The sequence below is a fragment of the Pseudonocardia sp. ICBG601 genome, assembly GCF_020496245.1.
Map to the genome: position 1 here is coordinate 13,322 of NZ_JAHLJA010000081.1, position 19,901 is coordinate 33,222.

17 protein-coding genes and 4 pseudogenes are annotated in these 19,901 nt (G+C 72.4%); 8 read left to right on the forward strand and 13 right to left on the reverse strand.

What is annotated here, in order from left to right; all coding sequences use genetic code 11:
* The first annotated feature begins 25 nt into the window (after positions 1–25).
* The 5 genes and pseudogenes from pqqA to KPL57_RS22620 all read left to right on the forward strand — a co-directional run.
* Positions 26–118, forward strand: a complete 93-nt coding sequence (gene pqqA / locus KPL57_RS22600; protein WP_060712366.1) for a pyrroloquinoline quinone precursor peptide PqqA — start codon at positions 26–28, stop codon at positions 116–118.
* A 320-nt stretch (positions 119–438) separates the two neighbouring features.
* Complete coding sequence (locus KPL57_RS22605; RefSeq protein ID WP_308252973.1) at positions 439–828, forward strand: hypothetical protein; 390 nt, start codon at positions 439–441, stop codon at positions 826–828.
* A complete protein-coding gene (locus KPL57_RS70055; RefSeq protein ID WP_308252976.1) occupies positions 744–1,580 on the forward strand; it encodes an MBL fold metallo-hydrolase in 837 nt (278 codons plus the stop codon). The genes KPL57_RS22605 and KPL57_RS70055 overlap by 85 nt, the downstream gene beginning before the upstream one ends.
* Positions 1,505–1,735, forward strand: a complete 231-nt coding sequence (locus KPL57_RS70060; RefSeq protein WP_308252974.1) for a hypothetical protein — start codon at positions 1,505–1,507, stop codon at positions 1,733–1,735. The genes KPL57_RS70055 and KPL57_RS70060 overlap by 76 nt, the downstream gene beginning before the upstream one ends.
* A 125-nt stretch (positions 1,736–1,860) precedes the next feature.
* A pseudogene (locus KPL57_RS22620) lies at positions 1,861–1,950 on the forward strand (IS5/IS1182 family transposase); the annotation flags it as partial.
* Positions 1,951–2,061: 111 nt separating this feature from the next.
* On the opposite strand, the pseudogene KPL57_RS22625 reads toward KPL57_RS22620, so the two are convergent.
* From KPL57_RS22625 to KPL57_RS22670, 9 genes and pseudogenes are all read right to left on the reverse strand, one after another.
* A pseudogene (locus KPL57_RS22625) lies at positions 2,062–2,400 on the reverse strand (transposase); the annotation flags it as partial.
* A gap of 696 nt (positions 2,401–3,096) precedes the next feature.
* Positions 3,097–3,675 carry a recombinase family protein gene (locus KPL57_RS22635; RefSeq protein WP_226353075.1) on the reverse strand — a complete coding sequence of 193 codons (579 nt, stop codon included), beginning with the start codon at positions 3,673–3,675 and terminating at the stop codon, positions 3,097–3,099.
* A gap of 246 nt (positions 3,676–3,921) precedes the next feature.
* Positions 3,922–5,682: a Tn3 family transposase gene (locus KPL57_RS22640; RefSeq protein ID WP_226353076.1), complete on the reverse strand. Its 1,761-nt coding sequence runs from the start codon at positions 5,680–5,682 to the stop codon at positions 3,922–3,924.
* Positions 5,661–6,896, reverse strand: a complete 1,236-nt coding sequence (locus KPL57_RS22645) for a DUF4158 domain-containing protein (protein WP_226353077.1) — start codon at positions 6,894–6,896, stop codon at positions 5,661–5,663. The genes KPL57_RS22640 and KPL57_RS22645 overlap by 22 nt, the downstream gene beginning before the upstream one ends.
* A 92-nt stretch (positions 6,897–6,988) precedes the next feature.
* A complete protein-coding gene (locus tag KPL57_RS22650) occupies positions 6,989–7,438 on the reverse strand; it encodes a hypothetical protein (RefSeq protein WP_226353078.1) in 450 nt (149 codons plus the stop codon).
* A complete protein-coding gene (locus KPL57_RS22655) occupies positions 7,435–8,232 on the reverse strand; it encodes a hypothetical protein (RefSeq protein ID WP_226353079.1) in 798 nt (265 codons plus the stop codon). Before KPL57_RS22655 ends, KPL57_RS22650 begins: the two co-directional genes overlap by 4 nt.
* Positions 8,229–8,630, reverse strand: a complete 402-nt coding sequence (locus KPL57_RS22660) for a hypothetical protein (protein ID WP_226353080.1) — start codon at positions 8,628–8,630, stop codon at positions 8,229–8,231. Before KPL57_RS22660 ends, KPL57_RS22655 begins: the two co-directional genes overlap by 4 nt.
* A 5-nt stretch (positions 8,631–8,635) precedes the next feature.
* On the reverse strand, positions 8,636–9,859 hold the full coding sequence (locus KPL57_RS22665) for an ISAs1 family transposase (protein WP_226351754.1): 1,224 nt from the start codon (positions 9,857–9,859) through the stop codon (positions 8,636–8,638).
* Between the two features lie 280 nt (positions 9,860–10,139).
* The gene (locus KPL57_RS22670) at positions 10,140–10,337 is read right to left on the reverse strand and encodes a helix-turn-helix domain-containing protein (RefSeq protein ID WP_226353081.1); all 198 of its coding nucleotides are present in this window, start codon (positions 10,335–10,337) and stop codon (positions 10,140–10,142) included.
* A 194-nt stretch (positions 10,338–10,531) separates the two neighbouring features.
* Between KPL57_RS22670 and KPL57_RS72570 the strand changes: the two are divergent.
* The 3 genes and pseudogenes from KPL57_RS72570 to KPL57_RS22685 form a co-directional block, all read left to right on the forward strand.
* Positions 10,532–10,627, forward strand: a pseudogene (locus tag KPL57_RS72570) (hypothetical protein); the annotation flags it as partial.
* 587 nt (positions 10,628–11,214) lie between these two features.
* On the forward strand, positions 11,215–14,388 hold the full coding sequence (locus KPL57_RS22680; RefSeq protein WP_308252975.1) for an alpha/beta fold hydrolase: 3,174 nt from the start codon (positions 11,215–11,217) through the stop codon (positions 14,386–14,388).
* An 89-nt stretch (positions 14,389–14,477) separates the two neighbouring features.
* Complete coding sequence (locus KPL57_RS22685) at positions 14,478–15,281, forward strand: ABC transporter permease (RefSeq protein ID WP_226353087.1); 804 nt, start codon at positions 14,478–14,480, stop codon at positions 15,279–15,281.
* 46 nt (positions 15,282–15,327) lie between these two features.
* Here the strand turns inward: KPL57_RS22685 and KPL57_RS22690 are convergent, their stop codons facing one another.
* The 4 genes and pseudogenes from KPL57_RS22690 to KPL57_RS22705 all read right to left on the reverse strand — a co-directional run.
* On the reverse strand, positions 15,328–16,095 hold the full coding sequence (locus tag KPL57_RS22690; protein WP_226353082.1) for an acetoin reductase: 768 nt from the start codon (positions 16,093–16,095) through the stop codon (positions 15,328–15,330).
* Between the two features lie 201 nt (positions 16,096–16,296).
* Positions 16,297–17,583 carry a GAF domain-containing protein gene (locus tag KPL57_RS22695; protein ID WP_226353083.1) on the reverse strand — a complete coding sequence of 429 codons (1,287 nt, stop codon included), beginning with the start codon at positions 17,581–17,583 and terminating at the stop codon, positions 16,297–16,299.
* A gap of 86 nt (positions 17,584–17,669) precedes the next feature.
* A complete protein-coding gene (locus tag KPL57_RS22700; protein WP_226353084.1) occupies positions 17,670–18,959 on the reverse strand; it encodes a glycosyltransferase 87 family protein in 1,290 nt (429 codons plus the stop codon).
* A gap of 138 nt (positions 18,960–19,097) precedes the next feature.
* Positions 19,098–19,901, reverse strand: a pseudogene (locus tag KPL57_RS22705) (helicase-related protein); the annotation flags it as partial.

The window sequence follows — 19,901 nt, forward strand, 5'->3', positions numbered from 1 at the left end:
ACGTCGTGAGGAGGGAGGTGATCGCATGGAGTCGACCACCGAGTGGGAGGCGCCGGAGTTCGAGGAGATCGGCTGCGCGCCCGAGGTGACGATGTACATCGCCCGTACCGAGGCGTGAGACGGCCGGCGGCCGGGGGGGCGCGAACGGCGCGCCCCCCGGCCGTCGCCGTGGGACAAGGGGGGTGCCATGAGGATCCGGGGGCCTCGGCTCGGCGGCGGGTGGCGGGTTCCCGCAGTGGAACTGCGGCTGTCCGGGCTGCCGGGCGGTGCGCGACGGCTCACGGCCGGCGACGCCGCGCGCACAGTCTCCTCGATCGCCGTCTCCCCCGACGGCAGGCGGTGGTGGCTGGTCAACGCCTCCCCCGACATCCGCACCCAGCTCGCCGACACGCCCGCGCTGCACCCCCCACCGGCGACCGGACGACCCCGCTGCAGGGGGTGCTGCTCACCGACGCCGAGATCGACCACACCCTCGGGCTGGTGCTGCTGCGCGAGGGCCGCGGGGTGTCGCTGCACGCGACCGCGGCGACCGCCGACCCCACGGCGCGGCACCCTGCGGGCGGGCTCCGGCTGTGTCCACCCTGGAGCGGTTCTGCCGGTGACGTGGACCGAGGTCGTCCCGGGGACGGACCACGACCTCGGCGGCCTGGCCTACGCGCGTTCGAGGCACCGACCGGTAAGCACGACAGGTTCGCGTCCCCCGCGCAGCGCAGGCGGAGCGGGCATCGGTTACCGCCGAGGGCCTGCCCGGGCGCGTCGTCGGGTACCGGTTCACCGACACCGCGTCCGGCCGGTACGCCGTGTACCTGCCCGGTGTCCAGGAGCTGACCCCCGCGGTGCAGGACGAGATCGACGGCGCGGACCTGCTGCTCGTCGACGGCACGACCTGGCACGACGACGAGCTGGTGCGGCTCGGGCTGGCCGCGAAGACCGCGCACGACATGGGACACCTGCACATCGGCGGCCGTGGTGGCAGCCTGGAGGTGCTCACCGCCCTCGGTGTGCCCCGGATCGTCTACGTGCACGTCAACAACACCAACCCCGTCCTGCTGGAGGACTCCGCCGAACGCGCCGCGGTCACCGCCGCCGGGTCGTCGTCGGGTTCGACGGACTGGAACTGGAGGTCTGACATGACCGCTCCGGACACCGCGCTGGTGCGACGCCTGCGGGCGCACGCCGCGCAGTACCACTCGGCGCACCCGTTCCACGTCCGCATGAACGACGGCACCCTCACCCCCGACCAGATCCGCGGATGGGTCGCGAACCGGTTCGCCTACCAGGAGGCCATCCCGGTCAAGGACGCGGCGATCCTGTCGAACTGCCCCGACGTCGGGGTCCGTCGGCGGTGGATCCGCCGGATCACTGACCATGATGGGGTCCACGACGGCCGGGAACCGGGCAGCGGGAACTCCGGACAGGGGGGTATCGAGGCGTGGCTGCGGCTCGGCGAGGCGTGCGGGCTGAGCCGGTCGGAGATCTCGACCACCGGCACGTCCGGCCCGGGGTGCGGTTCGCCGTCGACGCCTACGTCGGCTTCGCCCGCACGAGGCCGTGGGTCGAGGCGGTCGCGTCGTCGCTGACCGCGCTGTTCGCCCCGGACCTGATGGCCGAGCGGCTGGCGGCGTTCGAGAAGTACTACACCTGGATCGACCCGGACGGGCTGCAGTACTTCCGCACCGGCTGGTCCAGCCCGCGGGACTCCGAGCACGCGCTGGAGGTCGTCGTCGCGCACTGAGCCTTTTTCAACCTGACGTTTGTGCTGGTCAGGGGCGTGAAGGCCGGCCGGGGTGGGGCTCCTGGTAGACGGATGGGTGTCGAACCGTCGTCTGCCAGGCCCCGTGTGCTGTCCTACCATCCGGGATGAACGTGTCCAGCCGTAGCGTCCGTGATCTTGCTGATCTTCTCCGGGGGCATCGGCGTCAGCGTGGAACACGCTGGCGCCGGCTCTCAGAGCGTGTTTGGAAATTCTAGTGGGTTGAGGGTGTCGTGTGTTTCTGCTGGCGGGTGGCGGGGTATCCACGGGCGATGCGGCGGGTGATGGTGTTGATCGCGCCCAGCGGATCATGGCTTCGGATGTGGTGGGGTGGCGTTCGTAGTCTCGGGCCAGGCGTCGTGTGCGGTGAGCCAGGCCAGGGTCCGTTCGACCACCCACCTTCGTGGGAGGACGGTGAATCCGCGCTGCTCGGGTGGCTTGCGGATGATCTCGATCGTTGTCTGCAGGATCGTGGCGGCCCAGTCGAGCAGTCGCCCGGCGAAGCCGGCGTCGGCGTAGACGAACCGCACCCTGGTGCGCAGGTAGAGGTTGAGCAGGATCGGCTTGGCGCCGTCGCGGTCCTGTACCGAGGCCGAGCACACCATCGTGGTCAGCAGCAGACCGAGGGTGTCGGTCACGATGAACCGTTTCCGTCCGCCTGTCTTCTTCCCGGCGTCGTAGCCGCGGGAGTCCTGCCGACGGTGTCGGCGCCCTTGACCGACTGGGAATCGATGATCCCCGCACTCGGCTCCGGATCACGGCCCTCGGCGATACGTAACTGCCCCCGCACGACCGGGAGGATCTTCTCGGTGACCTTCTGCTGTTCCCACTGGTTGAGTACCAGTAGACGGTCTGCCAGGGCGGGAAGTCCACCGGCAACGCCCGCCAGGCACACCCGGTCCGCACGACATACAAGATCGCGTCCAGCACGTCCCGACGAGCATGAGCAACAGGCCGCCCCCGCCGCGCGAGCGGCGGGTAACAACGGCTCGATCACCACCCACTGGGCATCACTGGTGTCCGAGGGTACCGGCGCGGTCGTTCCTGCATGCCGACCACGATGGAGCACCCCAGCCGTGTCGACCATCCCGACACACCCCCCATTTCCAAACACGCTCTGAGCCAGGACCAGGTCAACGGTTCTCCCTCACAGCCGAGGACGTCTACTGCCAGGAAGCCTGGTACCTCGGAGCGAACGAATGCACCGACCCGGACTGCGCCGTCCACGAAGAGCGCTGACGGCTACGCCGACAGCGCCCACCACGGCTGCGTCGCCCGCTCCGGCGACGACCACCCACTCGGGGCGCCGGTAAGGGAGTTGTCACCAGCCGCAAACGAGTCGATCATTGCTGGTCAGCGGGTTTATTTTCGGTGAGGTTGCGGTAGAGGGTGGCGCGGCTGACGCCGAACGCGGCTGCGATCTGGTCGGCGGTCTGGCCGTGTCGAGGGCGGCCTGGGCCGCGGCGAGCTGGTTGGGGTCGAGTTTGCGGGTCGGCCGGGCAGTTTGCCCGTGGCTGCGGTGGCCTCGCGGGCGTGGCGGCGCGTTCGCGCATGAACACTCGTTCCATGTGTGCGAACAGCGCCAGTAGCGCGACGGCGAGTTCGGCCATCGGCGAGTCGTCGGTGGTGTCGATCGGGATCGGGTCCTTCAGGGTCTTGATCCCGATGCCCTGCTCGCGCAGCTCGTGCACGACGTTGAGGCATTCGCGCAGATTGCGGCCGAGTCGGTCGAGGTTGGTCGCGATGATCGTGTCGCGGAGCGGCGTAGCGGCGCAGCTCGGTGAAGCCGGGCCGGTCGATGGTGGCGCCGGCTTCTTGTCGGTGTAGATCCGCTCGTCGGGTATGCCGTGGTGGCCCAGGGCGTCGAGCTGTCGTTCGAGGTCCTGGTGTGTGGTCGAGACGCGGGCGTAGCCCAGTTCCATCACGTCACCGTCCTGGCCTGGTCCCGGTCGGCATCCAGGGCGGCGGCGATCCGCGGGTCGGTAATGGCGGACTCGCCGGTCATGATCGTCTCGTTTCCTCCCGCAACTGTCTCATAAGTTTACCATGTGGCCGTGTTTCGAGGCGGTGTTTCGACGTTAGATTGTGAGACAGCGTGACCTGGGGTGATGTCGATGTCCGAACTCGCCTGCACGCTGTCGCGGAACCTTGGTTTCGAGACCGGCCAGTCAGCCGCTGGAGGCGGCGGCGGCCAGGCGAAGACGGGCGTCCATGTTCAGCCGCACCTCGCCGTAGGGCAGCACGTGCGCCCAGAACAGCGGCGTCAGCCCGCGCCGATCCTCAGCGGTGAGCGCGTCGTCCCACTCGGAGCCAGCGAGCAGGTCCTGGATCATCAGGGTGTTCACGTACACCAGGGCGGCCTGCAAGATCCGCAGGCACAGCACGCTCATCTCCTGCTCGTCGCGCCGGTTGGTGGCCAGGTCCCCGCCCTTGCCGTAGAAGATGACCGCGTTGGCCCGATTCCACGACTCGACCACGTTCAGGCCCCTCGTGGATCTCTCTCGCTGGAGTGCCCGGCTGTGCAGGTAACGGGCCAAGAAGATGGTCTTTTGCGCCCGGCCCAGCTCGATCATCGCCTGGTAGGTCGGGTGCGCTGCGTTGGCCTTCATGAATCGCCGCAGGATCGCCTCGGTCGAGGCGGTGCCCACGCGGATCGCGGTGGCGTACTTGAGCATCTGGTCGTACTGCTCAGCGATGCGGTCCCACCGGACCGGGCGGGTCATCGCCGGTGCCAGACCCGGCCAGGCGTCTGGCTCGCCAGCAGCCGGGCGGTACAGCTTGACCTTGTTGATCCGCTTGATCCTCGGCAGCAGGTCGAACCCGAGCAGCTTCGTGATGCCGAACCCGATCTCGGACTGACCATGCGTGTCCACGTAATTGGCCTCGACCTGCATGTCGGTGCCATGCCGGATCGCGCCGTCGACCATCGCGTGCACCTCGGAGGCCGAGCAGTTCAGCCGCTGCGAGTGGATCACCACGGAGCCGCGCTCGACGTGCCAGTAGATCAGCACCCCTCGGCCGCCGTAGCGGGAGTGCCACTCGGTGAAGATGTTCTGGTCGAACGCGCCGAAGTGAGTCGAGTCGCTGGCCACGGCGGTGGATCCGTCGCCCCACAGTGTCTGCTGGCGGGCGGCGAAGGTGGCGTTGGCGATCTCGATCGCGATCTGCCGCGCGGCCTCGGTGCTCAGGTAGCGGCGCCGGGCGTAGCGAATCTCGTCCTCGGAATGCCCGTGCTCGCCGCCGGCGACCGCACGGATGCCGGTGTTGGTGCCGTACCCGTAGATAGCCAGCAGCAACCGCTCGGCCAGCACGTGCTCGGGCAAGGTGCCGCGGTCGGCGACCGAGGTCACCGCCGACAGGCAGCCGGTGCGCAGCACCGCCTCCTTGAGCATGTCGATCAGCGGCACCGTGCCCCACCGGGCCTGCACAGCCTGCTTGAGCCGGCGCAGGTTGCGCGGCTCCGGCGAGGCCTCCAGCGGGGCCAGCTTGACCGCGCCAGCCGCGCGGTCGCTAATCGACAACCAATCGCAGCCCGGCAGGGCGGTGTGCAGGGCCTCCAGCTCGGCGCGCATCTCGGCTTGCAGGTCGGCGATGAACTGGCTGGGGTCCAGCGGCTTGCGCAGCGCCTGGTAGTGCTCGACGCGATGGTCCTCGAAATCGGTCGGAAGGTCTTCGGCCGGGTTGCGCCAGGTGTCCGCGCCGACGACCCAGATTTCCTTGCACCGCAACTGCTCGCGTAGCGCCTGGAAGGTGCACACCTCGTAGACCATGCGCACGACCCGTTGCCGGCGGCGCTTGTCGTCCTTGTAAACCAGCGCCTCCCAGTCCTCGCTCAGGCCGCGATGGACCGGGATGTGCTCGCCGGCCGGGTAGTAGTGCAGGTTCCCGGCGCTGGCGTAGCGGGTGATCAGCTCCAGCGCGTCGAGCACCGGCCGGTGGGTGTGGTGTTGTTGCTGCGGAACTCCAGCACGTCCAGCAGCTTGATCAGCCCAGTCCGGTAGTGGTTGGTGTAGGAGCCCTTCAGCGTGGCCTTCACGGTGCGCTGGTAGGTCGGCCCGGAGGACTTGAACTCCGCGATCAGGTCGGCCAGCACGGCCTGCGGCGCGACCGGGAACACGGTGTCGCGCACGAGCTGGTCGCCGGCGTTCACGGTCGCCTCGGCGACCCGGAACAGCAAGTTCTCCTTGCCGGTGACCCGCTTGAACTCCTTGATCAGCTCCTTGGTCACCCGGACCTCGGCGCGGGCGTTGATCCGGTGCACGGTGGAGATCAGCAGCTCGACCAGCGTGTCGGTGATCTCCCGTTCCCGGCAGTGCAACAACGCCGCCAGCAGGGCCAGCGTCACCTCAGGCGCGTGTCCGCGCAGGTGGCTGGGCGCCTCGACCGCCGCCCGCGCCCGCCAGGCGGCGACCACCTTCGGGGCGATGTCGGCGAACACGCCGGCTGACAGGCCGACCGCCCGTACCGCTTCCAGCTTGGCGATCTCGGTCAACATCGTGTTCAGGCTGACGTTGCCCGGATCGGACCGGATCGAGGCCAGCACCGCCGGCCCGTCACCGTCCCCGCCGGGTTGGCCGTCGTCATCGGCACCGGCCGCGACCAAGGCGAACAGCCGAACGCGCACCGCCTCGGATAAGCGGATCGCCACCCGTGCGAACAGCAGCTCCTCGCCGCGGTGCAGCGCCGAGCGCACGATCCGGTCGACGCGGCCGCCGGTGGGCGGCTCGATACGTTCCTCCCGGCACCGGTCCAGCAGCTGGTCACGGACACGTTCAGCGCCGCGCTCGGTCTGGGTGACGGTGGTGACCAGCCACTCGGTGAGCTTGTCGGCGTCGGCGACGCTGCACTCCCGGAACCCCAGTGTCCGGCGAATCTGGCTGCGATGGAACTCGATCGTGCGGCCGGACCAGTCGTAGAACGCCAGCTCGGTCACCGGCACACCGACCTGCCGGGCCACGTAGTCCACAGCGGCGTCGGGGATCTCGCTCCGGCTGCGGGGAAACCGGCCGTGCTCGGTGTAAAAGCGCAGCAACACCGCGAACCCGAGCCGCGTCGCGCCACGCTTGCCGGCCACCATCGCCAGCTCGGCCTCGACCAGCGTCCACCGATCGATCAGTTCGTCCTGACCCAGCTCACGCGCCACGCACGGACGCTACTCCCACCCCCCGGACACCGCCGCGACCAGAGATTCAGGGTCAAGCCCCCAGCGCTCGTTTGCGGCTGATGACACGATCCTTACCGGCACCCCTCTTCGCCGAGCTGGATACGGGCCCGTTTGGCCTGGTCAGCGGTGAACTCGATCTGGGTCCAGTCGGTTTCGCCGGAGCGTCGTCCGCGGATGATCGCGCGGTGGTCGGTGACCTCGACGTAGTCGATGTCGTGTCCGGCGGCCAGGACGAGGGCGCGCATGAGGTGCGCGGACTGCCCGGGGCGGCCTTTGACCAGGTGGACGTGTTGCAGGGCGGTCATGGGGCCGATGCCCATTTCGCGTCCGGCGAGGATCGCGGCGGTGACGACGGCAGGCTTCCCGCGCATTTCGGCGGGCACGAACTCGGTGTTCGCGATGTTCTGGGCGAGGCGGGCGACGTCGGCGACGACCCCGGTCCAGCTGTCGGTCGACGGAACGGGCTGAACAGGCTGAGCGGCCGGGGGGGCCGGGGGTGGGGCGGGTTCGAGTTCGGTCACGGGACCTCCTCCAGACGTCGACGGCGGACTTGGCGGGGCGGGGCGAGCGGGGCGCTCACCAGCTCTTTCGATCCGGTGGTGGTGAAGTGGGCGACCTGTTGGGCGTAGAGGAACGTGCGGTGCTCGGCGGGGCCTGCGGTGATCGGGTGGAGGCTGTAGCCGTCGGCGCGGATATGGAGCCCGAACACGGCATCGACGGCGGGCATGGGCTGTTCGGCGCCGTCGAGGTCGACGTAGACGTCGGCGTAGCGGTAGGCCGCCATCTGGAGCGCGGTTTCACCGAAGATCCCTGACCTGCTGGTTTTGATGTCGATCAGGGCGCGGCCGTGGCCGGGGAGGTCCACGACGGCGTCGAGGGTCCCGGCGTAGCCGTGGGTGTGGGAGACGACGACGGCCTCGACCAGGACCGGGGTGGGTGCCCAGTCGTCGACGAAGGCGATGTAGGACTCGACGTGTCCGGCGACGGCGTCGGGGATTTCGATCTGTTCGCCTTGTAGGTAGCGCTCGGCGAGGGCGTGGACTTCGGTGCCTCGGTTCGCGGCGGTGTCGCGGTCGGCGTAGCGGGCTTTCTGTAGCGCGGTGAGCCGTTTGGACGGCGGTAGCGCGGCGAGTTCGTCCCAGCGGTCGACGGCGGCCTCAGCGGTGGCGTTCGCGGCCCAGTTGATCAGGGCGGGCTTGGGGATGCCGTCGCTGAGGATGGTGGTGACGCCGGGGACTTTGAGTCCGTTCGCGTCTTCGTAGCGGTGCCCGCGGCCGTATGCGCGGCGCCGGACCGGCCCGGTGTAGGTGTTCATGCGCAGGTCAGTGGGGTGTCGATGCCGGGGATGGTGTGGAGCTCGGGGTATTCGCGGCGGTCGAAGCGGCGGATGAACGTGGCGACGTGTTCGGGGACGGGGGCGAGGGTGGGGGCGGGTGCGCCGGGCCGGTCGGCGGGGTCGCCGGGCGCCCAGAGGTCCCAGCCGAGGTGGTCGATGTAGAGGACGGCGTCGCGGGGGATGTCGACGATGGCGTCGAGGTAGGCGGCGATGGCGCAGCGGCCGGGGTCGCCGCAGATGCCGCGGATGCCGAGGCCGGTGAGGTGTTCGGCGATGGTGTCGGGGTGGCCGAGGTCGTTGAGGCGCCTCAGCGCGGCGGGGATGTGGGCGCGGACTGGGGCGGCGGGGTCGCCGGGGTCGGGGCAGGGCCCCGGCAAAGTCGCTAGATGATCTTGTAGGTGGTCAGTGGTCGATGGGGGTCGCGGGCGTGGTGGCGGAGTGCTGCGGCGATGTTGCTGACGCCGTGCAGGCGTAGCGCGGTGATCGCGAGGTTCCGCAACGCCGACATGACCTGCGGGGCGTGACCGGTGTGGGCGGTGGCGCGGTCTTCGTCGAAGCAGACATCACGGACCCAGTGCAGGCGATTCTCGATCGACCAGTGCCCACGGATCCAGCGGGCGAGCAGTCCTGGATCGGCGTCGGTGCTGGTCAGGCTGGTGATCGCGTAGGCGGTCTCGGTTCTCCACTTCCCGCCAGGCCGCAGTGGGCGACGCCGGCGCACCAGCTTGATCGCCTGGGATGCGTGGGGGAAGAACTCTGCGCCCAGGTCGGGACAGGGGTGCAGGCTGACCACGCTGATCGTGCGGGTCTCGACGCGGCCGTGCCCACGCCCGCGTTGACGATCAGCGACGCCGATCTGGGTCCAGGGCAGCGCCCGTACCCGTGCCAGCAGCGTGGGCTGGTTCGCTTTGATCGTCATCAGGTAGTGCCCGCCGCGGCGGTGTAGGTAGTCGGCGTGGGCTCGCTGGGTGTGCAGAGCGTCCGCGGTGACCAGTACATCGTCGAGGTCGAGGGGGTCGAGCAGCGCGGTGAACGCGGTGATCTCGCTGCCTTTCTCTGCGACCTGAACCTGGCCGAGCACGCCACCGCTGGTCTGGTCGAGCACCGACACCAGATGCGGGAGCCAGACCCTGCCGTCGGCGGCACGGACGCGGGCGCCGCGCAGGGTCTTGCCGTCCAAGGCCAGCACGCGACGCTGTTCTCGCCGGGGTGTGCCCTCCGCCGCCGGCTGGGCGCTGAGCTGGGGCAACACCCAGGACTGCAACGCCGCCTCCAGCGCCGAGGCGTCGACCCGTTGCAGGACCCGGCGGATGGTCGACTCGTGCGGAGCGACCGCGCCCACCCCGAGCACGTCCAGCACGGCGCGGCCGACGTCATGGGCGTACTCGGCGATCGCGGTGAACGACCGGGCCCCCGCCAACACCGCGCACGCCCCCAGTAGCAACACCGCGAGGACACCGTGGCGGACACCGCGTGGTTTCCGCGGGTCCGGCACTCGCGACAGGGCCTCCACCAGCGACAACCCCGCCGCCTCACCGACCGGCGCGGCTCTCCCCGCGTCAGGACCGACCTCCAGGCCTTCCAGAGCAGCAACGATCGGAGACACTGACACTGCGGACACAGGCTTCCTGACGTGAGCAAGGATTCGACACCCTCATGATCACGCCAAGCCTGTGTCCGCACCCACCCCCACCCCCCACATCACCGCAGCTCAGGACCCACCCATCACGACTTTGCCGGGGCCCTGGGGGTCGGGGTCGAGCGCGCAGGCGTGAATGGTGTGCGTCATTGCAGCGTGGGGCCTTTCGGGGTGCCGGGTGAGGGGGTCTTTGAAGCCCCCCCCCCCCCGAATTGGGGGTGTGCGGGTATTTGCCCGGAATGCCCGTCTAGTCCACGGTGGCGTAGCGCTGGCGTTCGACCCAGACGCGGAAGTCGCGGGCGGGATAGCGGACCTGGCGGCCGACGCGAATCCAGGGCGGCCCGTGGTGTTCGGTGCGCCATTTCCCCAGCGTGGTGCGGGTGATCTGGAGGTCGCCGGCGACCTGGTCGGGGGTGAGGAACGGCCCGGTTGGGGATGCGCTCATCGACTGCCCCCTTTCGTGCTTCTTCTGTGGGTCTGTCCCGGGTGGGAGCAGTAAGTAAGGGCTACCTCAGGGGGTGTCCCCGGGGCCACGGTAAATTTTGTTCTTATATGGATAAACGGCATGGCTTCAGCGAAATCGAGCAGGCAAGCGTTGCGATCGGGGCACGAATCGCCACGCTCCGTAAGGCGAGAGGAATGTCACGTCAAGCGCTCGCCGAGGCGGTGAACGTCTACGGACTGCCCTGGAAAGGCACCGCCGTCCAGAAGGTCGAGGACGGCACACGCCTCGGCTTCACCATCCAAGAACTTCTGGTCGCCGCCGCCGTCCTCGACGTGCCGCCCGCACTGCTGCTGGCAGCTGACCCGCGGCACGAGGCCAGGGTCCCGACCGGCGGCGGCGGGACGGAGACCGCCTGGGACCTGCTGCTGTGGGCGACAGGCGACCTGCGGCTCGACGGCACGCCCGCCGCAGCAGGAGCGTTCCGCGACGCAACGCTGTTGATCGCGACCGCCCGTCGCGCTCTGGCCGCGTGGGCGGTCCTGTTCCCCGTCGAGGTCCCCCTGGAGCGCACGGCGCGGCAGGTAGAGGCCGAGCGTGACGCTGTGGTCGCGCTGGTCGCGGCAGGTCGTGCTCTGGCGCGTCAGGGTCGCGGCTTCCGGTCGGCGTTGCACGGCGGAACAGAAGGTGAACGGGCGACGACACCCGGGGGTCGCGCGCCGTTGGTTCGGAGTTCATCCCGCGGTGGCCGGTTCCCGCGGTGGCCGATTCCCGCGGCACCGGCGCGGGGACGGTCCGGTGGACGGGAACGGACGGGACGTGGTGGGGCGCACGCACCGCCCGGCGACGCGGCCGCGGGGATCTGCGTAGTTTCGACGAGGTGCACGTGCTCCCCCGGGCCCGGTGGGTCCGTACCCCGATCGTGGCGGCGACGGTCACCGCTCTGGTGCTGGCGTTCGCCCCCGCCGCGGCGACCGCCCCCGGTGTCCCGGGCGCGACGGCGGCACCCGCCGCGGCGTCCGCCGACGACGGCGGGTCGGTCGCCGTCACCGCCGAGCGGGTCGCCGTCCCGGCCGGACCCGGACAGCCGGGCACGATCGACCTGGACACCTCGCTCTACGTCCCCGCCTCGGCGACCGCGGCCTCCCCCGCCCCCGCGGTGCTGGTCGCGCACGGCTTCGGCGGCAGCAAGGACTCGGTCGACTCCGACGCCCGCGAGCTCGCCGCCCGCGGGTACGTCGTGCAGACGTGGACCGCGCGCGGTTTCGGCGCCTCCGGCGGCAGCATCGGGCTCGACGACCCGGACCGCGAGGTGGCCGACGCCTCCCGGCTGGTCGACCGGTTGTCCCGGCGCGCGGACGTGCAGCAGGACGGCCCCGGTGACCCCCGCGTCGGGGTGACCGGCGGCTCCTACGGCGGCGGCCTCGCCCTGCTGCTGGCCGGCTACGACCGGCGGATCGACGCGATCGTCCCGGTGATCACCTGGAACGACCTCGGGCAGGCGCTGTTCCCGAACAACGCCGTCCCCACCGGCACGAGCGCACCCGGCACCCCCGCCGCGGGAGCGGGCGCCGGTGACGGGGTGTTCAAGAGCGGCTGGGCCGGGGTGTTCTTCGGCTCCGGAGGCCGGGTCCCCGCGGGCGGCGACACCGCATCCGGGGCCGGGTCGGGCTCCGGCGACGAGTCCGGCGGCGGCTTCGGCGGGTCGGGCGCGACCGGCGGGACCGGCGGGTCGACCGGCGGCGGGGCCGACGGAGGCGGCGGTGTCGGCTCCGGGAGCGGGACCGTCGACGCCGGGACCGCGGCAGGCGGGACGGGGAGCTCCGGCCCGGCCGGCCCCGGCACGTCCGCGGGCAGCCCCGGTGCGGTGCCCGGCGCACCCTCGGACCCGGTCTGCGGCCGCTTCGCCCGCGACGTCTGCGCCGCCTACGGCGAGGCCGCCCGCACCGGCCGCGTCTCCCCGGAGCTGGCCCGGCTGCTGCGCCGCTCCTCCCCCGCGACCGTCACCGACCGGATCACCGCGCCGACGCTGCTCGTCCAGGGCGAGCAGGACACCCTGTTCGGTCTCGACCAGGCCGACGCGAACGCCCGCCAGATCGCCGCGAACGGCACCCCCGTGTCGGTGCTGTGGTTCGCGGGCGGCCACGACGGCGGCGGCCCCGACTCCGAGGTCCGCGCCCGCATCGCCGACTGGTTCGACCAGCACCTGCGGGGCCTGCCCGCCGCCGAGGGCACCACCGGCGGCCTCGCCGAGGCCCCCTTCGCCTACCAGGTCCGCAGCTCCGTCCGCGCCCGCGACGACACCCCCACCGGCCGGACCGTCCTGGCCGACGCCTACCCCGGCCTGAGGGCGGGCTCCGCTCCCGCACCGACCACCGCGCTGCCGCTGGAGGGCGGCGAGCAGACCGTCGTCCACCCGCCGGGCGGGAACCCCTCGGCGCTCACCTCGCTGCCGGGGCTCGGCTCGGCGCTCGGGTCGCTGGGCTCGCTGGGCGGACTGTCCGGCCTGACGACGCCGGGCCAGTCCGCCCGGTTCCTCACCGCGCCCGTCGCCGACGCGATGCAGCCGTCGGGGGCACCGCGGGTGACGGTGCGCGTCGCGCGGGTCGCCGGACAGCCCGCCCCGGACACCGCGGTGCTGTTCGCCTCGCTCACCACGCTCGGCCCGGACGGGCGCAGCACGCTGCTGGGCAACGCCGTGGCACCCCTGCGGATCGCCGTCCCCGCCGACGGGTCCCCGGCCGAGACCACGGTGACGCTGCCCGGCGTCGTCGCACCGGTGCAGGCCGGCAGCCGCCTGCTGGTGCAGCTGTCGACGACCGACCAGGGCTACGACTCCGGCCCCGACCCCGCCGTGTGGCGGGTCGGGCTCGCCGGGGACACCGCGCTGTCGGTGCCCCAGGTGCCCGGCCGCACCGAGTCGGCGGGGACGGTCCCCCTGTGGCCGGTGCTCGGGATCGCCGCCGTGCTGGCCGCGGCACTCGTGGCGTGGCTGGTGGCGCGGCTGCGGTCGCGCCGGGCCGACCCCGCCGACGACGACGTGCCCGACGACGCGGCGCCGCTGGTCGTCGGCGGGCTGGCGAAGACCTACCGCAACGGGTTCGCCGCGGTGTCCGACGTGTCGTTCACGGTGCCGCGCGGCGCGGTGCTCGGCCTGCTCGGCCCGAACGGCGCCGGCAAGACGACCGTCCTGCGCATGCTCATGGGCCTGATCACGCCCACCGCCGGGACGATGACGGCGTTCGGCCGCCCGATCCGGCCCAGCGCGGCGGTGCTGTCGCGGATCGGCGCGTTCGTCGAGGGCCCCGGGTTCCTGCCGCACCTGTCGGGCGCGGAGAACCTGCGCCTGTACTGGGAGGCCACCGGACGCCCACCGGAGCAGGCCCGGATGGCCGAGACGCTGGAGATCGCCGGTCTCGGCGAGTCGGTGCACCGCCGCGTCGGCACCTACTCCCAGGGCATGCGGCAGCGCCTCGCGATCGCGCAGGCGATGCTGGGCCTGCCCGAGCTGCTCATCCTCGACGAGCCCACCAACGGGCTCGACCCGCCCCAGATCCACGCGATGCGCGAGCTGCTGCGCCGCTACGCCGCGGGCGGCCGGACGGTGCTCGTGTCCAGCCACCTGCTGTCGGAGGTCGAGCAGACCTGCTCTGAGGTCGTGGTCATGCACCGCGGCACGGTGGTCGCCGCGGGGACGGTCGCCGAGCTGATGGCGGCCGGGGGCGGCTCGTCGTTCACCGTGGACGACACCGGCCGGGCCGCGGCGGTTCTGGCCGCCCTCGACGGCGTCACCGACGTCGTCACCGGGGACGAGCCGGGCGTCGTGCACGCCCACACGGGCGACACCGCCCGCGCCGACGCCGTCGCCGCGCTGGTGTCCGGCGGGGTCGCGGTCAGCGCGGCCGGGCCGCGCGGCCGGCTGGAGGACGCGTTCCTGGAACTGGTGGGCCCCGAGGGCCGTGACGTGGGAGCCCCGCAGGGGCGGGACGTGGGAGCCCCGCAGGGGCGGGACGTGGGAGCCCCGCGGGGGCAGGACGCCGGAGGTACCCCGTGAGTGACGACCGTCAGCTCTCGACCCGTCGCGGGCACGTCGGCGACCTCGTGACCGGCCGGGCCGCGCCGCCCGCCGTCCCGGGACGCACGATGCCGCTGCGCACCGAGCTGGTCCGCCAGCTCCAGCGCCGTCGCACCCAGGTCGCGTTCGCGCTGGTCGTGGCGATGCCGATCATCCTGTGGGCGGCGTTCTCCCTCGGCGACGACGACCCCGGCGCCCGCGGCCCGAGCCTGGTCGACCTGGCGTCGGGCAGCGCCGCGAACTTCGCGGTGTTCACCTTGTTCGCCTCGGCGAGCTTCCTGCTGGTGGTGCTGGTCGCGCTGTTCTTCGGCGACACCGTGGCCTCGGAGGCGTCGTGGTCGTCGCTGCGCTACCTGCTGGCCGTCCCGGTGCCGCGGGCGCGGCTGCTGCGGCAGAAGGCCGTCGTCGCGGGGGTGCTGTCGGTGGCGGCGCTGCTGCTGCTCCCGGCCGCCTCGCTGGTGGTGGGCGCGCTCGCCTACGGCACCGGCGACCTGGTCTCGCCGATCGGGGAGTCGCTGCCGTTCTGGAGCGCGGTCGGGCGGGTGATGCTCGGCGCGCTGTACGTGACCGTGCAGCTGAGCTGGGTGGCCGGACTGGCGTTGCTGCTGTCGGTGAGCACCGACGCCCCGCTGGGCGCGGTGGGCGGCGCGGTGATGGCCTCGATCGTCTCCCAGATCATCGACCAGATCGAGGACCTGGGGATCATCCGGGACTTCCTCCCGACCCACTACGGCGACGCCTGGTCGGCGCTGCTGGCGACCGACGTCGACTGGTCGGACATGACCTACGGCGCGTTCTCCGCGGTCTGCTACGCGACCGTGTTCCTGGGGCTCGCGGCGTGGCGGTTCCGCACCAAGGACATCACCAGCTGACCGCGGTGCCGGGCCGCCCCGCGTGGCCCGGCACCCGGCGCGGCGCTCAGACCATGACCACCCCGCCGTCGATCACGACGGCCTGGCCGGTCATGTAGTCGGAGTCCGGGCCCGCGAGGTAGGAGACGAAGGCGGCGACGTCGTCGGGGGTCTGTACCCGGCCCAGCGGGATCCCGGCCGCGTACTGCTTCAGCGTCTCGCCCTTGCCGGCGCCGCTGCGGGCGCCCATCTGCTCGTCGATCAGGTCCCACATGTCGGTGCCGACGATCCCCGGGCAGTACGCGTTCACCGTGATCCGGTGCGGCGCCAGCTCCTTCGCCGCGGCCTGGGTGAGGGCGCGGACGGCGAACTTCGTCGCCGAGTAGTGCCCCAGCAGCTCGAAGCCCTGGTGCCCGGCGATCGACGCGGCGCTGATGATCTTCCCGCCGGTCCCGCGGTCGATCATCACGCGGGCTGCGGCCTGCAGGCAGTGGACGACGCCGAACACGTTGACGTCGAAGATCGTGCGCAGGTCCTCCGGGGTCACCTCCAGCAGCGGTTTGACCTGGGCGATGCCGGCGTTCGCGACCATCACGTCCAGCCCGCCGAGCTCCTCGGCGACCTGGCCGACCATCGCGGTGACCGCGTCGGGGTCGGTGACGTCGGCCGGGTAGGCCACCGCGGTACCGCCCGCCGCGCGGATCTCCTCGGCGACGGCGGTGGCGCCGTGGGTGTCCCGGTCGTTGACGGCGACGGCGTGCCCGTCGCGTGACAGGCGCAGCGCGATGCCCCGCCCGATCCCGCGTCCGGCTCCGGTGACCACGGCGACACCCATGTCGGCCCTCCCAGTTCGCTCGCGCGGGCCGCCGGGGGCGGCGTCCCTGCCGCGGCGGGACGTTCCCGCGTCCGCCAGTCCACCCTGGTGGCGCGGGTCCCGGACAGCGTTGCAGGCCGGTTGCAGCGCCCGCCGTCGGCCGGGCGGGTGCCCGGCCGACGCGGGACCGGTCCGCGCCGGGCGTCGCCGCCCGGGCGGCGGTCAGTCGCGGTGCAGGGCGGCGACGCCGGGTGCGCCCGACTCGCGCACCACCCGGCTGCCCGCCAGCCCGGTCAGGTCCAGCTCGACCTCGGGAGCGATCCGGTAGGGGCGGGCCAGCAGGATGCCGCCCAGGTTCCGGCGCAGCCGGGACATCTCCGCGCGGACGGTGACCAGGTGCGCCCGGTCGCCGTAGAGCCCCTGGGACAGGGTCGCGGCGTCCAGCCCGCCCGACCCGGCCCGGGCGAGGAGCACCAGGACCTCGGCGTGCCGGGTCGACAGCGGGTGCACCCAGCGGGTCGGGCCCTCGATCACGGCCTGCGGCGGGCGGCCGTCCAGGTCCAGGCGCAGCCGCATCCGTCTGCCCCCGCCGGACGCCGGGCGCAGCAGCCAGCCGCCGGGCACCGGCTCGGGCAGGCACGGTCCGAGCCCGTGCACGGCGATCAGGCGTTCGGGCACCGGCGCGGCGACCCGTTCGACGCCGGGCAGCCCGGACGCGGCGGCCACCCAGCCGTGGTCGTCGACCACCAGGCCGGGCCCGGTGTCACCGGCGAGCATCGGGGCGCCGATGGTGCGCAGCGCATCGAGGCGGGCCTCGTGGCGCTGCCACAGCCCGGCCTCGGCGAGCCGCACCGCGGTGTCGACGAGCGCCACGGTCGTCGGGTGGACGGTCTCGGCGGGCCCGGACAGGTCGACGACACCGAGCAGCTCACCGCTGCGCGGGTCGTGCACGGGGGCCGCGGTGCAGGTCCAGCCGTGGTGGCTGCGCACGAAGTGCTCGGCGGAGAAGATCTGCACCGGCCCGCCCTCCGCGAGCGCGGTCCCGATCGCGTTGGTGCCGACCGACCGCTCGGACCACTCGGCGCCCTCGGTGAACCCGAGCGCGTCGGCACGGCGGCGGACCGCGGTCGAGCCCTCCCGCCACAGCAGGACCCCGTCGGCGTCGCAGACGACCATCACGTGCCGGGCGTCCTCGGCGACAGAGGTCAGCGCGGCACGCAGCGCGGGCAGCACCGGGGCCAGCGGCGAGGTCGCCCGCCGCTGCTCGACGACGGCGGCGTCCAGCGGGCCGGGCGGCTCACCGGCGTCGGGGTCCACGCCCTGGGCCCGGACCCGGTCCCAGGACCGGGTGACCAGCCGGCGGCCGCGGGCCGTGTCGCCGGGGCGGGCGTCGCCGGACAGCACCGCGTCGTGCAGCCGGGACAGCATCCGGGCGTGCCGACCGAGGTCGGTCCCCGGGCGGACGGCACACACGCCTGCCCGGTTCCGGTCGTCGTCGACTGGCTCCACCGGCACCTCCGGCCCCCACAGTAGGCGGGCGCCCGTGACCCGCGCCATAGTCGCGGACGGTCGTGCCCCGGGGCCCCGCCCGAGGGTCAGGAGCCGACGCGCAGCCGTTCCGGACGCAGCGCCCGCGGACCGCCGGGACGCCCCGGGCCCCGGGTGACGTACCAGCAGCCGAGCCCGAGGGTCAGCGCGGCGGGGATGACGTAGCTGGCCCCCAGGACCTGCTCCCAGAGGCTCCACTTCATCTCGACGCCCCACACGTTGGGCATCCAGCGGAACGGCGCGACGTAGAAGATCGCGGCGATGACCACGCCGACCACGGCCCACCCGGCACTGCGGTACCGCAGGGCGTGCGCACCGATCCCGATCAGGGCGGGCACGACCCACACCCAGTGGTGCGACCAGGCGGTCGGGGTCGCCATCAGCACGACGGCGGCCGTCGCCGACATCGCGATCACCGGCTCGGAGCGCCGGATGATCGGCACGGCCAACGCCAGCAGGACCGCGACGATGCCCAGCCACAGGATGTGGAACCAGGGCTCGGGGACCTCCTGGCGGGCGAGCACGGCCTGCACGGTCTCGTTGGAGAAGAACGTCGAGCCGCTCACCCCGGCGGCCGGCCCGCCGACGAACCAGTACCGCACCGAGGAGTCGAGGTCGACGACGAACCCGAGCCCGGTGGCGAGGATGCCGGTGACGACGGCGACCCCCGCGGCCTTCCAGTCCCGCCGGACCAGGAAGTACAGGACGAACCCGCCCGGGGTCAGCTTGATCGCCGCGGCCAGGCCGAGCAGCAGCCCGCGCGGCCACCAGGTCCGCGGGGCGAGGAGGTCGACCAGCACCAGCAGCATCAGCACGAGGTTGATCTGCCCGAAGGCGAAGGTCTGCGCGACCGGCTCCATCAGCAGGACCGCGGCCAGCACCGGCACGCCCAGCAGGAACGGCGCCCGCCACCCGCCCGCGGGCCAGGCGACGCGGATCGTGAGCGCGATGCAGATCGCCAACGACAGCACCGAGGCGACGAACTGCGCGGTGAACGCCACGGCGTAGGGCACGACGGTCAGCGGCACCATCGTGATGGCGGCGAACGGCGGATAGATGAACGGCAGCTCGGGCCCGTGCAGGGGCAGCGGGAGCCGGCCGTACATGTCGTTGCCGTCCAGCCAGGCCTGCACGCCGATCCGGTACACGTCGAGGTCGAGCGCGTAGTTCCGCAGCCGGTACCAGGACCAGTACAGCGCGGCCACCAGCAGCGGGACGGTGACCACCAGCGTCCACCGGGTCAGCGCCGCCGCGCGCAGCCTGCCGACCAGCGCGGCGCCGCCCCGGCCGGGGGCTGCGGGCACGTCCGGGTCGGGCGTGGTGCGGATGACGGTCACGCGGGGCTCCTCCGAGAACGACCGGGCCGCCCGGGCCGGACGGGGATGCGGCCGCGTGACGGGCGGACCGGCGGCCGGACGGGAGATGACGGTGGTCCACGGTAGCGGGGAGGCCCGGCCGCCCCGCCGCGGACCCGCCTACGACACCCCGGCCGCGTCCATCCCCCGCAGCTCCTTCTTCAGGTCGGCGATCTCGTCGCGCAGCCGGGCCGCCAGCTCGAACTGGAGGTCCCGTGCGGCGGTGAGCATCTGGTCGTTCATCTGCTGGATGAGGTCGGCCAGCTCGGCGCGCGGCATGCCCGCCGTGTCCTTCGCCGCCACCCCGGAGCTCCCGGCCGCGGCCGGGGCGCGGCCCTTCTCCCCCGCCGCGCGCTTGCCGCGCGAGGCGTTGCGGCCCGACCCGCCCACCGGGACGGTCTCGGTGTCCTCGGCCTCCCGGTAGACCTGGTCGAGGATGTCGGCGATCTTCTTGCGCAGGGGCTGCGGGTCGATCCCGTGCTCGGTGTTGTAGGCGTCTGCTTGGCGCGGCGCCGGTCGGTCTCGTCGATCGGTACCGCATCGAGTCGGTGATCTTGTCGGCGTACATGTGCACCTGACCGGAGACGTTGCGCGCCGCGCGGCCGATGGTCTGGATCAGCGAGGTGCCGGACCGGAGGAAGCCCTCCTTGTCCGCGTCGAGGATCGCCACCAGCGACACCTCGGGCAGGTCGAGCCCCTCGCGGAGCAGGTTGATGCCGACCAGCACGTCGTACTCGCCCGACCGCAGCTGCCGCAGCAGCTCCACCCGGCGCAGGGTGTCGACCTCGGAGTGCAGGTACCGGACCTTGATCCCGAGCTCGAGCAGGTAGTCGGTGAGTCCTCGGCCATCTTCTTGGTCAGGGTGGTGACCAAGACCCGTTCGTCCTTGGCGGTCCGGTCCCGGATCTCGGCGACCAGGTCGTC